At 72.6% G+C, this 13,237-nt stretch carries 12 protein-coding genes; 5 read left to right on the top strand and 7 right to left on the bottom strand.

Annotation, left to right across the window (positions count from 1 at the left end; genetic code table 11):
- Positions 1-23: 23 nt before the first annotated feature.
- Together rarD and ACGFT1_RS13590 are read right to left on the bottom strand one after the other, a co-directional pair.
- The gene (rarD, locus tag ACGFT1_RS13595) at positions 24-1,040 is read right to left on the bottom strand and encodes an EamA family transporter RarD (RefSeq protein ID WP_373909107.1); all 1,017 of its coding nucleotides are present in this window, start codon (positions 1,038-1,040) and stop codon (positions 24-26) included.
- A 120-nt stretch (positions 1,041-1,160) separates the two neighbouring features.
- Positions 1,161-2,015 (bottom strand): NAD(P)H-binding protein, encoded by an 855-nt coding sequence (locus tag ACGFT1_RS13590; RefSeq protein ID WP_373909106.1) that lies wholly within the window; start codon positions 2,013-2,015, stop codon positions 1,161-1,163.
- A gap of 102 nt (positions 2,016-2,117) precedes the next feature.
- Between ACGFT1_RS13590 and ACGFT1_RS13585 the strand changes: the two genes are divergently transcribed.
- Positions 2,118-2,543, top strand: a complete 426-nt coding sequence (locus tag ACGFT1_RS13585) for a winged helix-turn-helix transcriptional regulator (RefSeq protein WP_373909105.1) — start codon at positions 2,118-2,120, stop codon at positions 2,541-2,543.
- A gap of 13 nt (positions 2,544-2,556) precedes the next feature.
- Here the strand turns inward: ACGFT1_RS13585 and ACGFT1_RS13580 are convergent, their stop codons facing one another.
- From ACGFT1_RS13580 to ACGFT1_RS13560, 5 genes are all read right to left on the bottom strand, one after another.
- Entirely contained in the window at positions 2,557-3,618 is a 1,062-nt protein-coding gene (locus tag ACGFT1_RS13580; protein ID WP_373909104.1) for a 2-oxoacid:ferredoxin oxidoreductase subunit beta, read from the bottom strand.
- Positions 3,611-5,542, bottom strand: a complete 1,932-nt coding sequence (locus tag ACGFT1_RS13575) for a 2-oxoacid:acceptor oxidoreductase subunit alpha (protein ID WP_373909103.1) — start codon at positions 5,540-5,542, stop codon at positions 3,611-3,613. The genes ACGFT1_RS13580 and ACGFT1_RS13575 overlap by 8 nt, the downstream gene beginning before the upstream one ends.
- A gap of 331 nt (positions 5,543-5,873) precedes the next feature.
- A complete protein-coding gene (locus ACGFT1_RS13570; protein ID WP_361991839.1) occupies positions 5,874-6,545 on the bottom strand; it encodes a response regulator transcription factor in 672 nt (223 codons plus the stop codon).
- Between the two features lie 154 nt (positions 6,546-6,699).
- The gene (locus ACGFT1_RS13565) at positions 6,700-8,043 is read right to left on the bottom strand and encodes a sensor histidine kinase (protein WP_373909102.1); all 1,344 of its coding nucleotides are present in this window, start codon (positions 8,041-8,043) and stop codon (positions 6,700-6,702) included.
- Between the two features lie 404 nt (positions 8,044-8,447).
- Positions 8,448-9,656 carry a sensor histidine kinase gene (locus ACGFT1_RS13560; protein ID WP_373909101.1) on the bottom strand — a complete coding sequence of 403 codons (1,209 nt, stop codon included), beginning with the start codon at positions 9,654-9,656 and terminating at the stop codon, positions 8,448-8,450.
- Between the two features lie 221 nt (positions 9,657-9,877).
- On the opposite strand from ACGFT1_RS13560, the gene ACGFT1_RS13555 reads away from it, so the two are divergent.
- From ACGFT1_RS13555 to ACGFT1_RS13540, 4 genes are read left to right on the top strand one after another with little or no spacing between them, the layout of a single operon-like run.
- Positions 9,878-10,297, top strand: coding sequence for an NADH-quinone oxidoreductase subunit A (locus ACGFT1_RS13555; RefSeq protein ID WP_361991848.1), 420 nt, complete (start codon positions 9,878-9,880; stop codon positions 10,295-10,297).
- The gene (locus ACGFT1_RS13550; protein WP_373909100.1) at positions 10,288-10,899 is read left to right on the top strand and encodes an NADH-quinone oxidoreductase subunit B; all 612 of its coding nucleotides are present in this window, start codon (positions 10,288-10,290) and stop codon (positions 10,897-10,899) included. Before ACGFT1_RS13555 ends, ACGFT1_RS13550 begins: the two co-directional genes overlap by 10 nt.
- Positions 10,896-12,272: an NADH-quinone oxidoreductase subunit C gene (locus ACGFT1_RS13545; protein WP_373909099.1), complete on the top strand. Its 1,377-nt coding sequence runs from the start codon at positions 10,896-10,898 to the stop codon at positions 12,270-12,272. Before ACGFT1_RS13550 ends, ACGFT1_RS13545 begins: the two co-directional genes overlap by 4 nt.
- Positions 12,269-13,237 carry an NADH-quinone oxidoreductase subunit H gene (locus ACGFT1_RS13540; RefSeq protein WP_373909098.1) on the top strand — a complete coding sequence of 323 codons (969 nt, stop codon included), beginning with the start codon at positions 12,269-12,271 and terminating at the stop codon, positions 13,235-13,237. The genes ACGFT1_RS13545 and ACGFT1_RS13540 overlap by 4 nt, the downstream gene beginning before the upstream one ends.

The following is a 13,237-nucleotide window of genomic DNA, read 5'->3' as shown; positions in this document are numbered from 1 at the left end:
TGGAGGGATTCGTTCCGCGCCGGTCAGGCGTCTGCGGAAGCCGACGCCGGAGCCGGCTCCGGAGCCGGCTCCGGGACCGATGCGTAAGCCGTGGCGCCGGCCGGTCCCGGGGCCGGGACGCCGGCCGGTCCGGGTACGGCGAACCGCGCCGTCCGCCGCGCGGTGCGCAGGGCGTCGCCCGTGAGCAGGATCAGTGCCAGCCAGACCAGCGCGAACCCGGCCCACCGCTCGGCCGGCATGGCCTCGTGGAAGTGGACGACGCCGAGCAGGAACTGGAAGACGGGGGCGAGGTACTGCAGCAGGCCCAGCGTCGACAGGGGCACCCGGATCGCCGCCGCGCCGAAGCAGACCAGGGGGAGCGCGGTGACGACGCCGGTCGAGGCGAGCAGGGCGGCGTGGCCCGTCCCCCCGGTCACGAAGGTGCACTCGCCGCGCGTGGTCAGCCACAGCAGGTAGCCGAGCGCCGGGACGAACTGGATCGCGGTCTCGGCGGCCAGCGACTCGACGCCGCCGAGGCCCACCTTCTTCTTCACCAGCCCGTAGGTGGCGAAGGAGAAGGCGAGGCAGAGGGAGATCCACGGCGGGTGGCCGTAGCCGACGGTCAGGACGACGACGGCGGTCAGGCCGACCGCGACCGCCGCCCACTGGACGGGCCGCAGCCGTTCCTTGAGGACGAGCACGCCTATCGCGATGGTGACCAGCGGGTTGATGAAGTAGCCGAGCGAGGCCTCCACGACGTGGCCGGCGTTCACCGCCCAGATGTAGACGCCCCAGTTCACGGTGATGACGGCGGCCGCCACGGTGATGAGGCCGAGCTGCCGCGGGCGGCGCAGCAGCTCGCCGGCCCAGGCCCAGCGGCGGACGAAGAGCAGCGCGACGGCCACGAAGGCGAGGGACCACACCATGCGGTGGGCCAGGATCTCCGCGGCCCCGGCCGGCTTCAGCAGGGGCCAGAACAGGGGGACCAGCCCCCACATCCCGTAGGCGGCGAAGCCGTTCAGCAGGCCTGTGCGGTGCTCACCCTCGGACGTCCCGGCCACGTCCCCTCCTTCCGCCCGCGCAACCCGCGTACGCGCGCGAGAAAGAAGGTAACGCCGGACACCTCCGGATGTCATGCCCGTATCGCCATACGGTCATGACAGCCTGAGGGGGTGCCGGGGTCAGTCCTGGAGCGCGGCGGTGACGGCCGCGGCGAGCGGGGTGGCCGGCCGGCCGATGAGCCGGGACAGGTCACCGGAGGTGACCACCAGCTCCCCCTTCTCGATCGAGGCGTCCACCCCGGCCAGCATCCCGGCCACCGGCGCGGGCAGCCCGGCGCCGGTCAGGATGCCGGTGAGGGCCTCGACGGTGACCGGGGTGTAGGCGATCTCCCGGCCGGTCCGGCGGCTCAGCTCGGCCGCGTACTCGGCGAAGCTCCACGCCTCGTCGCCGCCCAGCTCGTACGTCGTGTTCTCGTGCCCCTCGCCGGTCAGCACCGCGACCGCGGCGGCGGCGTAGTCGGCGCGGGCGGCCGAGGAGACCCGGCCGTCACCGGCCGCGGCCACGACCGCCCCGTGCTCCAGGACCGGGGCCAGGTGCTCGGTGTAGTTCTCGTGGTACCAGCCGTTGCGCAGCAGGCTGTAGGGCAGGCCGGAGGCGAGCAGGGCCTCCTCGGTGGCACGGTGGTCGTCGGCCAGCGCGGCCGTCAGGGTGCCCGGGGCGCTGGTGTACGCCAGCAGCGCCACCCCGGCGGCCGCGGCGGCGTCGATGACCACGCTGTGCTGGCGCGCCCGGCCCTTGCCGAACTCGTTGCCGGAGATCAGCAGGACCTTGTCGCCGGCGGCGAACAGGCCGTCGAAGGTCTCGGGCGCGTTGTAGTCGGCGACGGCCAGACGCACACCCCGGGCCGCGAAGCCGGCACCCTTCGCCTCGTCGCGCACGACGGCGGTGATCTGTTGCGCCGGCACCTTCTCCAGCAGCTGCTCCACCACGTGACGGCCGAGCTGTCCGGTGGCTCCGGTGACGATGATGCTCATGGTTCAGCACTCCTGGGCTTCTCGGGGAGATGGCTTGGTGACACTCACCGTAGGAGCGGCGCTAACGAATAGATAGTACCCACTTTGAAGTAAGGTACTGGTATGGCAGTAACCAAGCGGGCCGTGGACGCCGAGGCGCTCTGCCCCTACCGGCTCGTCCTGGAACACGTCACCAGCCGCTGGGGCGTCCTCGTCCTCGTCGCACTGCTCGAACGGCCGCACCGCTTCGGTGAGCTGCGCCGGACGGTCAGCCGGAACGGCGGCCGGGACGTCAGCGAGAAGATGCTCACCCAGACCCTCCAGACCCTGGAACGCGACGGCCTGGTGCACCGCGACGCCAAGCCGGTCATCCCGCCCCGCGTCGACTACTCGCTCACCGGCCTCGGCCGCGAGGCGGCGGAACAGGTGCGCGCCCTCGCCGGCTGGACGCGGCACCGCATGGACGAGGTGGAGCGGGCCCGCCGGGCCTACGACGAGCGCCGCCGCGCGAACGAAGAGGCCCGGGGCATCCCGCCCCGGGCCTCGTGAACCGGCGGACGGGTCAGCCGACGACCGTCCAGGTGTCCCCGCCGGCCAGCAGCGCGCCCAGGTCGCCCTTGCCGTGCTGCTCGACGGCCGTGTCGAGCTGGTCGGCCATCTGGGTGTCGTAGACCGGCCGTTCGACGGAGCGGAGAACGCCGATCGGAGTGTGGTGCAGGGTGTCCGGGTCGGCCAGCCGGGACAGGGCGAAGGCGGTGGTGGGGGACGCGGCGTGGGCGTCGTGCACCAGGATGTCCGCCTCGTTCTCCTCGGTCACCGCCACCACCCTGAGATCACCGGTCCGCGCATCCCGTACGACGCCTCTCGCCCCGTCGGCACCGAAGCGGATCGGCTGCCCGTGCTCCAGCCGGATCAGCGCCTCCTCGGCCTGCTGCTTGTCCTTCAGGGCGTCGAAGGCGCCGTCGTTGAAGATGTTGCAGTTCTGGTAGATCTCGATCAGGGCCGTGCCCGGGTGGGCGGCGGCCTGCCGGAGCACCTCGGTGAGGTGCTTGCGGTCGGAGTCGATCGTGCGCGCCACGAACGACGCCTCCGCGCCGATGGCGAGGGAGACGGGGTTGAAGGGGGCGTCGAGCGAGCCCATCGGCGTCGACTTGGTGATCTTGCCGACCTCGGAGGTCGGCGAGTACTGGCCCTTGGTCAGGCCATAGATCCGGTTGTTGAACAGCAGGATCTTCAGATTGACGTTGCGGCGCAGGGCGTGGATCAGATGGTTGCCGCCGATGGACAGCGCGTCGCCGTCACCGGTGACGACCCAGACGCTCAGATCACGGCGCGAGGCGGCCAGGCCGGTCGCGATGGCCGGGGCACGGCCGTGGATGGAGTGCATCCCGTAGGTGTTCAGGTAGTACGGGAAGCGGGAGGAGCAGCCGATACCGGAGACGAAGACGATGTTCTCGCGCGCCAGGCCCAGCTCCGGCATGAAGCCCTGCACGGCCGCGAGGATCGCGTAGTCACCACAGCCCGGGCACCAGCGCACCTCCTGGTCCGACTTGAAGTCCTTCATCGACTGCTTGGCCTCGGCCCGGGGGACCAGGTGCAGCAGCCCGTTGCCGGTGTCAGTCATCGATGGCCTCCTTCAGTGCCGCGGCGAGCTGCTCCGCCTTGAACGGCATGCCGTTGACCTGGTTGTAGGAGTGGGCGTCGACCAGGTACTTCGCCCGGACGAGGGTGGCGAGCTGCCCGAGGTTCATCTCGGGGATCACGACCTTGTCGTAGCTCTTCAGGACCGTGCCGAGGTTGCGGGGGAAGGGGTTGAGGTGGCGCAGATGGGCCTGTGCGATCGGCTCGCCGGCCGTCCGGAGCCGCCGCACCGCCGCCGTGATCGGCCCGTAGGTGGAACCCCAGCCGAGGACCAGGGTCCGGGCGCCGTGCGGGTCGTCGACCTCCACGTCGGGAACGTCGATGCCGTCGATCTTGGCCTGCCGGGTGCGGACCATGAAGTCGTGGTTGGCCGGGTCGTAGGAGATGTTGCCCGTGCCGTCCTGCTTCTCGATGCCGCCGATCCGGTGCTCCAGGCCCTCGGTGCCCGGCACCGCCCAGGGCCGGGCCAGGGTCTGCGGGTCCCGCTTGTAGGGCCAGAAGACCTCGGTGCCGTCCTCCAGCGTGTGGTTCGGGCCGGAGGCGAACCGAACCCGCAGGTCGGGCAGCTCGTCCAGCTCGGGGATGCGCCACGGCTCGGAACCGTTGGCCAGGTAACCGTCCGACAGCAGCATCACCGGCGTGCGGTACGTCAGCGCGATCCGGGCCGCCTCCACGGCCGCGTCGAAGCAGTCGGCCGGGGTCCTCGGCGCGACCACCGGCACCGGCGCCTCGCCGTTGCGGCCGTACATCGCCTGCAGCAGATCGGCCTGCTCGGTCTTGGTCGGCAGGCCGGTGGACGGGCCGCCGCGCTGGATGTCGACGACCAGCAGCGGCAGCTCCAGCGACACCGCGAGGCCGATCGTCTCCGACTTCAGCGCCACACCCGGCCCCGAAGTCGTCGTCACCGCCAGCGAACCGCCGAACGCCGCGCCCAGGGCCGCGCCGATGCCCGCGATCTCGTCCTCGGCCTGGAAGGTGCGCACGCCGAAGTTCTTGTGCTTGCTCAGTTCGTGCAGGATGTCCGAGGCCGGGGTGATCGGGTACGACCCCAGGAACAGGGGCAGATCCGCCTGCCGCGACGCGGTGATCAGGCCGTAGGCCAGGGCGAGGTTCCCGGAGATGTTCCGGTAGGTGCCGACCGGGAACGCCCGGGCGGCCGGGGCGACCTCGTAGGAGACCGCGAAGTCCTCCGTCGTCTCGCCGAAGTTCCAGCCCGCCCGGAAGGCGGCGATGTTGGCGGCGGCGATCTCCGGCTTCCTCGCGAACTTGCTCCGCAGGAACGTCTCCGTGCCCTCGGTGGGCCGGTGGTACATCCAGCTGAGCAGGCCCAGCGCGAACATGTTCTTGCTGCGCTCGGCCTCCTTGCGGGAGAGGTCGAACTCCTTCAGCGCCTCGACCGTGAGCGTGGTCAGCGGCACCGGGTGGAGGCTGTAGCCGTCGAGCGAGCCGTCCTCCAGCGGAGAGCCGGCGTAACCGACCTTCTGCAGGGCCCGCTTGGTGAACTCGTCGGTGTTGACGATGATCTCGGCCCCGCGCGGGAGGTCGCCGATGTTGGCCTTCAGGGCGGCCGGGTTCATCGCGACCAGGACGTTCGGCGCGTCTCCGGGGGTGAGGATGTCGTGGTCGGCGAAGTGCAGCTGGAAGGACGAGACACCCGGCAGGGTGCCGGCGGGGGCGCGGATCTCGGCGGGGAAGTTCGGCAGGGTGGAGAGGTCGTTGCCGAAGGTGGCGGTCTCCGAGGTGAACCGGTCACCGGTGAGCTGCATGCCGTCACCCGAGTCCCCCGCGAACCGGATGATCACCCGGTCCAGGCGCCGCACGTCCTTCGCGCCGCCCGGTTTGCGCTGTTCTCCCACGACCGATCCGTCGTCGGCCTGCTCCGCTGGGCTGCTGACCTGGCTGGTCACTGAACTGGACCTCCTTCGAGGCGGCTGTCCGGGGCGCGGTCGTCCCACGGACCATCCCGGATCAACCCTACGTCGGTTAGGGTCGCCTTCCCGAGGTCTTCCGTGGATCGGTCGACATTTCGAGACGGCCTGTCGCGCTGGGTCACATCATGTCCCGCGTCACCGGGCCGCCGGCCAGGCATTCCCCGCGCGTTCCCGGTTCTCTCCCGGGCCTTTCACCCGGCCGCGCGTCCGCGAGTTCCCGTTCCAGGACTCCCTCCGGTGCCCGCCCCCAACGGAAGCCGGGCGCGCTGACGGCACGCCGACGCGGTGCCGGCGCCGGTCCGTCCGGTCAGGAGTTCAGGTACGTGAGAACGGCCAGAACCCGACGGTGGTCCCCGACGCTCGGGGCCAGTCCGAGCTTCAGGAAGATGTTGCTGACGTGCTTCTCCACGGCCCCGTCGCTGACCACCAGCTGCCGGGCGATCGCCGAGTTCGTCCGCCCCTCCGCCATCAGCCCGAGCACCTCCCGCTCCCGCGGGGTCAGCCCCACCAGCACGTCCTGCTTGCGGCTGCGGCCGAGCAGCTGCGCCACCACCTCCGGGTCCAGCGCCGTACCGCCCTCGGCGACCCGCACCACCGCGTCCACGAACTCCCGTACGTCCGCGACCCGGTCCTTCAGCAGATAGCCCACGCCACGGCTGGATCCGGCCAGCAGCTCGGTGGCGTAACGCTCCTCCACGTACTGCGACAGCACCAGCACCCCGAGCCCCGGGTGCAGCCTGCGCAGCAGTACGGCCGCCCGGACCCCCTCGTCGGTGTGGGTCGGCGGCATCCGTACGTCGGCCACGACCACGTCGGGCAACTGCCCCTGCTCATCCAGCGCCGAGATGGTCTTCACCAGCGCGTCCGCGTCCCCGACACCGGCCACGACCTCGTGCCCGCGGTCGGTCAGCAACCGGGTCAGGCCCTCCCTGAGCAGCACTGAGTCCTCGGCGATGACCACCCGCACCCTGTCCTCCACGATCCTTCGGCCCCCCACAGCCCGATCCGGCGACCACGCCCGCCGCGGTACCGGGCGGTGACGTGCGTCCCTGACGTCCTACGGAGGTCCAGCATTCCAGCATTCGTGCCGGGCCGCCGCCGTCCTGGGCGAATACCGGGCCCGGCGTCCGCCCTCAGGGCCGCCAGGGCAGTTCCGCGATCACGCGGGTGGGGCCGCCGGCGGGGGAGTCGATCACGAGGACGCCGTCCACCGCGTCCAGGCGTGCGGCGAGCCCGGCCAGTCCGGAACCACCGGCGGGACCGGCGCCGCCGACTCCGTCGTCGGTCACCTGGACGAGCAGCCGGTCGTCCGCGTGCCACACGTCGACGGAGGCGGTCCGGGCCCGGCTGTGCTTGCTGATGTTCTGGAGGAGCTCGGAGACGGTGAAGTAGGCGATGCCCTCGATGGCCGCCGCGGGCCGGGCCGGCAGGTCGACGTCCACCGTCACCGGCACGGTGCAGCGGGCGGCGACCGAGGACAGGGCCGCGTCCAGGCCGCGGTCGGTGAGCACGGCCGGGTGGATGCCCCGGGCCAGGTCGCGCAGCTCCTGAAGCGCCGTCTTCACCTCGCCGTGCGCCTCCTCCACCATCCGCGCCGCCGCCCGCGGGTCCTCCCGCAGCTTCTCCTTCGCCAGCCCCAGCTCCATCGCCAGGCCGACCAGCCTGGCCTGGGCGCCGTCGTGCAGGTCCCGCTCGATGCGCCGCAGGTCGGCCGCCGCCGTGTCGACCACGGTTCCGCGGTCCGACTCCAGCTCCACCACCCGTGCCGACAGCGGCGACGGCCCCAGCAGCCCGCGCACGAGCAGCCCGTCCACCGTCGTCAGGGCCCGGACGAGCCACGGCGTCACCAGCGTGAACACCAGTCCGACCAGCGCGGTCACCGTGATCTCGAACGGGTTGTCGAGGTAGATGCCGTGGTGGGCGTCGCCGTACAGCTGGAGGCCGCCCCGGCCGGCGTAGGCCGGGAACACCCAGAACCACAGCGGGTAGGTCAGCAGGGCCCAGCCGAGCGTCCAGAAGGTGACCGCCACCGTGAAGGTGAACACCGCCCACGGCAGCTGCACCAGCGCGTACAGCGCGTTGCGCCAGGAGGTGCCGCTCTTGAGGACCGCCCCCATCCAGGCCGCCGCGCCCGGCTTGCGCATGCGCAGCGGCTCGGGGCCGGCCACGTCCAGGCCGAGCAGCGCGCGCGCCCGCGCCCGCTCCAGCACGGCGAAGCCCCGGCAGCCCGCGAGCGCCGCCGCCAGCACCGGGATGCCGAGGAAGGTGACCAGCAGGCCCGCGCCGAGCGCCACCATCGTCACCGTCCAGGTGAACAGCACCAGGGACACCGGCAGACTCAGCAGGACGTAGCCCAGCTCCCGCCAGGCGCGCCCCTCGACGGGCGCCCGCAGCGCGGCGGGCAGCCGGTACCCGCCGCCGGCACGGCGCCCCTGCCCGTAACCCTGTCCGTACTCCCGCCCGTACTCCGTGGCCATCGACGCCGTCCTGTTCTCCTCGTCCGAGCGGCGCTTCAGCCGCACCACCAGGGTCGCCCGCCCCGTGCCCCCGGGCCATGGCGCCCGTCGGCGTCTCGACCGGGGGGTTTTCCCCACCCTTCCGGCGGGCCCGGTGGGCTCGGTGGCCTCTTCCGGCGGGCCCGGTGGACCCGGCGGCCTCGGTCGCCCCGCGGACCCGGGGCGGGCGGCCCGGGCAGGAGGCGGCCGAGTCCGCGTGGTGCACACGCGCGTGGTGGTCGCTCTCGCAGCGCGTGGCCGACGCTCGGACGGCCGCACGCGCGCGTGGCCGGTCGCGTGGCCGGGCCGCACGCGCGCGTGAACGTGCGCGCGGGGCGGTCGCTGGCCCGGCCGCCCCGCGCGCGTGTGTGCCGCGGTGCCGCCGGCTACGCCTGCCGGTCGCGCCACGGCAGCTCCGCGGTGACCACCGTCGGGCCACCGTCCGGTGAGTCGACGACGAACAGGCCGTCCACCGCGCCGAGCCGGTCCGCCAGCCCCCGCATGCCGCTGCCGGCGTCCAGCCGGGCACCGCCGACGCCGTCGTCGGTCACCTGGACGAGCAGCCGGTCGTCCGCGCGCCACACCTCGACGGAGGCGGACCGGGCCCGGCTGTGCTTGCTGATGTTCTGGAGCAGCTCGGAGACGGTGAAGTAGGCGATGCCCTCGATGGCCGCCGCGGGCCGGCCCACCAGATCCACGGTCACGGTCACCGGCACCGTGCAGCGGGCGGCGACCGAGGACAGGGCCGCGTCCAGGCCGCGGTCGGTGAGCACGGCCGGGTGGATGCCCCGGGCCAGGTCGCGCAGCTCCTGAAGGGCCAGCTTCACCTCGCCGTGCGCCTCGGCCACCATCGAGGCCGCCGTGTCGGGGTCCTCCAGCAGCTTCTCCTTGGCCAGGCCGAGCCCCATGGCCAGATTGACCAGCCGCGCCTGTGCACCGTCGTGCAGGTCCCGCTCGATCCGGCGCAGGTCAGCCGCCGCCGTGTCGACCACGATCCCGCGGTCGGACTCCAGTTCGGCGATCCGGCGCTCCAGCTCGTCCGACGGCGAGAGCAGCCCGCGCACCATCGCCCGGTCGGCGCCGGCGAGGAACCGCGCCAGATACGGCAGCACCGGCCACAGCACGAACAGCGAGATCAGCACGGTGCAGAAGGTGACGACACCCCAGGGCAGCCGGATCGCGTCGTACAGCAGCGTCCGCCAGCCCACCGGGTCCTTCAGTGCCAGCCACAGCCGCTGCACCGGCCCCCCGCCCCTGGAGAGCGGCAGCGGCGTCGGCTCCTCCACCCGCACCCCGAGGAGTCTTCTGGCCCGGGCCCGCTCCAGCTTGCCCAGCTGCCGGGCGCCCAGCAGGCAGAGCGCCAGCAGCGGGAGGCCGATCACGGTGAGGCTGAGGATGCCGCCGGCCACCAGCACCGTGAACGCGTACGCGAACCCGAACACCGCCACCGGCAGGTTCAGCAGGAGATACGCGATCTCCTTCCAGGTGTGCGCGTCGTAGGCGGGCCGGGGCGGAGGCAGCCGGTCGAGGCCGTCGTGTCCGTCGCGTCCGTCGGTGCCGTCGGTCCGGCCGGCGGCGGGGCTGGGAGCGGTCATGGTGGTCAGCCTGCCGTGCGCGCAGCCGCTCACGCCATGCGGTACGCCGCCCTCCGCTGCCGGGGGAAAACCCCACCCCACCGGGCTCCGGCCGTCCCACGGCGTGACGGGCTGCTTACCGGTTCTTTATCAGGGCCTAGACTCCCGTGCGTACAGATCCTCGAATCACGTTGCATCACAGAGTTCACTCAGGTCATGAGGTCAGGGAGCGAGGGACGGACGTGCGGGAGACGTTGGGGCACTCGACGACCGCCGCGGCGAACGTCGTCGCGGCCGGCTACTTCCGGTCCTACTCGGTGGTCGGACTGCTCGCCCTCGTCGGCGTGCTGTTCGTCGCGGCCGCCTTCGGCGCCGGCCGCCTGCTGCGTCCGGTCGTGCCGACACCGGAGAAACTCCTGACCTACGAGTGCGGCGTCGACCCCGTCGGCGAGGGCTGGGCCCACACCCAGGTCCGCTACTACGTCTACGCCTTCCTGTACGTGATCTTCGCGGTCGACTCGGTCTTCCTGTTCCCGTGGGCGACGGTCTTCGCCGCCCCGGGCTACGGCGCGACGACCCTCGTGGAGATGTTCGTCTTCCTCGGCTTCCTCGCCGTGGGCCTGCTGTACGCATACAAGAAGGGCGTCCTGACATGGACGTGAACCCGGCTGTCCCGGAGCCCGTGCCGCTGCCGGAGCCGAAGCGGCTCGGCACGCTCGCGCGGCTCGCCCCCGAACCGATGAAGGTCGTCCTGAACTGGGGCCGCCGCTATTCGCTGTGGGTCTTCAACTTCGGCCTCGCCTGCTGCGCGATCGAGTTCATCGCCGCGTCGATGGCCCGCCACGACTTCATCCGCCTCGGCGTCATCCCCTTCGCGCCGGGCCCCCGCCAGGCCGACCTGATGGTCGTCTCGGGCACGGTCACGGACAAGATGGCTCCCGCCGTCAAGCGGCTGTACGAGCAGATGCCCGAGCCGAAGTACGTCATCTCCTTCGGCGCCTGCTCCAACTGCGGCGGCCCCTACTGGGACTCCTACTCCGTCACCAAGGGCGTCGACCAGATCATCCCGGTGGACGTGTACGTCCCCGGCTGCCCGCCGCGCCCCGAGGCACTGCTCCAGGGCATCCTCAAGCTCCAGGAGAAGATCGCCCGCGAGTCGCTGGGGGAGCGGTACGGCACCGGGCCCGCCCGGCCGTCGGCCGCCGCGCTCCAGAGCGACCTGGTCCGGCCCCCGGCCCCCGCCCCGGAGGGGGACGCCCGATGAGCACGGCCGGCTGGCTGCCCGCCCCCGCCGGGGAACTCTTCGGCACGGACGCCACGGCCGAGGAGTCGTACGGCCTCCTGACCGTGGACGTGCCGCCGTCCTCCTGGCTCACCGCCCTGGAGACGGCCCGTACGACCCTGACCTGCACCTACTTCGACTGGCTCAGCGCGGTCGACGAACCGGGCACGGGCTTCCGCGTCGCCGCGCACGTCGTCGCCCTGAACCCGGTCCGCCGTCTCCTCGTGCGCACGACGGTCCCGCACGACGCCCCGGTCCTCCCCTCCGCGATCGGCGTGTACGCGGGCGCCGCCTGGCACGAGCGGGAGACCCACGAGATGTTCGGGGTCGTCTTCGAGGGCCACCCCGGCCTCGACCACCTGCTGCTCCCCGAGAACTTCGAGGGCCACCCGCTCCGCAAGGACTTCGTCCTCGCCGCCCGCGTCGCCAAGGCCTGGCCCGGCGCGAAGGAACCCGGCGAGTCCGAACACGGCGGCCCCAAGCGGCGCCAGATGCTGCCCCCGGGCGTCCCCGACCCGAACGAGTGGGGCCCTCTCAAGGGTCAGCTCCCTCCTGCTCCGGCCCGCCCCGCCCGGACGGCGGGGCGCGCGGCGACGGAGCGCCCTGCCCGCGCCGCAGGCGAACGCCCGCCCCGGCGCACCCGCTCGGCGTCGGAGGGATCGGCCGGCCAGGCCCCGGGGACCGGCCAGGTCACGGGAGCCGACGAGTCGGCACAGGCGGCGCAGGCCGGTGACGCGGCCACGCGCAAGCAGGCCGCAGCCCAGGGCGACGCCACCCGGGCGGCGGCCAAGAGCCCGGCGGAAGGTCCGGCCGCCGAGGCCTCGGTGGCGTACGAGCCCGGTCCGGCGCCGTCATCCGCACGGCCGCGCCGCACACGCAGCGCCTCACAGGGCTCGGCCACCCAGCGTGCGCGGACTGCCGAACCGGCCCGCTCCGAGCCGACGGAACCGGCGGCCACCGAGCCGACGCCGGCGGAACCGGACGCCGCGGCACGCCCCGCCGGCCGGAGCGCGGCCCCGCGCAGCTCGGACGCGCCCTGGCACCACGCCCGCCCGGCGTTCGACGAACCCGGACAGGCCGCCGGGCCCGCCCGAACTCCTGGACCGCAGCCGCAGCCGCAGCCGCAGCCGCAGCCGCAGCCGGAGCCGGAGCCGGAGCGTGAGCCGCCCGCCGAAGAGTCCCAGGACCCGAACACCCCGAACACCCCGAACCATCCGAACACCCCGGACGATCCGAGTAGGTCGGACGACCTGACCACGTCGAACGACCCGGAAACCCCCCGCGACCCGCACCCGGACCCGGACTCGGACTCGGACCCGCGCACCCCCGACCACCCCGCAGGAGGCCCGCAGTGAACGGCGCGTCGGACGTCGCCCTGCGACTTCTGGTCGTCTTCGTCGTCTTCCTCACCTTCCCCCTGATCATCGGCCAGACCGAACACAAGGTGATGGCCCACATGCAGGGCCGCCTCGGCCCGATGTACGCGGGCGGCTTCCACGGCTGGGCCCAGCTGGTCGCCGACGGAGTGAAGTTCGCGCAGAAGGAGGACGTGGTCCCGGCGGGCGCCGACCGCCGCGTCTTCCAGCTCGCCCCGGCCGTGTCCCTGCTGCCGTACCTCCTCGTGCTGCTCGCCATCCCGATCGGCCCGAGCGAGGGCGCCGTCGGCCAGGTCCTGGACGCGGGCGTCTTCTTCGTGCTCGCGGTGATGGGCGTCGGCGTGCTCGGCTCGCTGATGGCCGGCTGGGCCAGCGCGAACAAGTTCTCCCTGCTCGGCGGCCTGCGTACGGCCGCGCAGCTCCTCGCCTACGAGCTGCCGATGCTGCTGGCGGCGGCCTCGGTCGCGATGGCGGCCGGCACGGTCTCCCTGCCAGGGATCCTGCACTCGTTCCACTGGTGGTGGGTGCCCTGGCAGATCGTCGGCGCGGTCGTCTTCTTCGTCGCCGGGCTCGCCGAGTTGCAACGCCCGCCGTTCGACATGCCCGTCGCCGACTCGGAGATCATCTTCGGCGCGTACACCGAGTACACCGGTCTGCGCTTCGCCCTGTTCCTGCTCGCCGAATACGCCGGGATCGTCGTCCTGTGCGGTCTGACGACCGTGCTCTTCCTGGGCGGCTGGCACGGCCCCTGGGGCACCGACGGCTTCGGCTGGGTCTGGACGCTGCTGAAGACGGCGGTCCTGGCCTTCCTGGTCATCTGGCTCCGCGTCACCTACCCGCGGTTGCGCGAGGACCAGCTCCAGAAGCTCTCCTGGACCCTCCTCGTCCCCCTCTCCCTCGCCCAGATCGCCCTCACCGGCGTCGTCAAGGTGGTGATCGGCTAA

It is taken from the genome of Streptomyces sp. Y20 (genome assembly GCF_043195475.1).
In the GTDB taxonomy this organism is placed as follows: domain Bacteria; phylum Actinomycetota; class Actinomycetes; order Streptomycetales; family Streptomycetaceae; genus Streptomyces.
The sequence above is the reverse complement of the archived record's forward strand: the minus strand, read 5'-3'. Positions and strand labels throughout refer to the sequence as shown.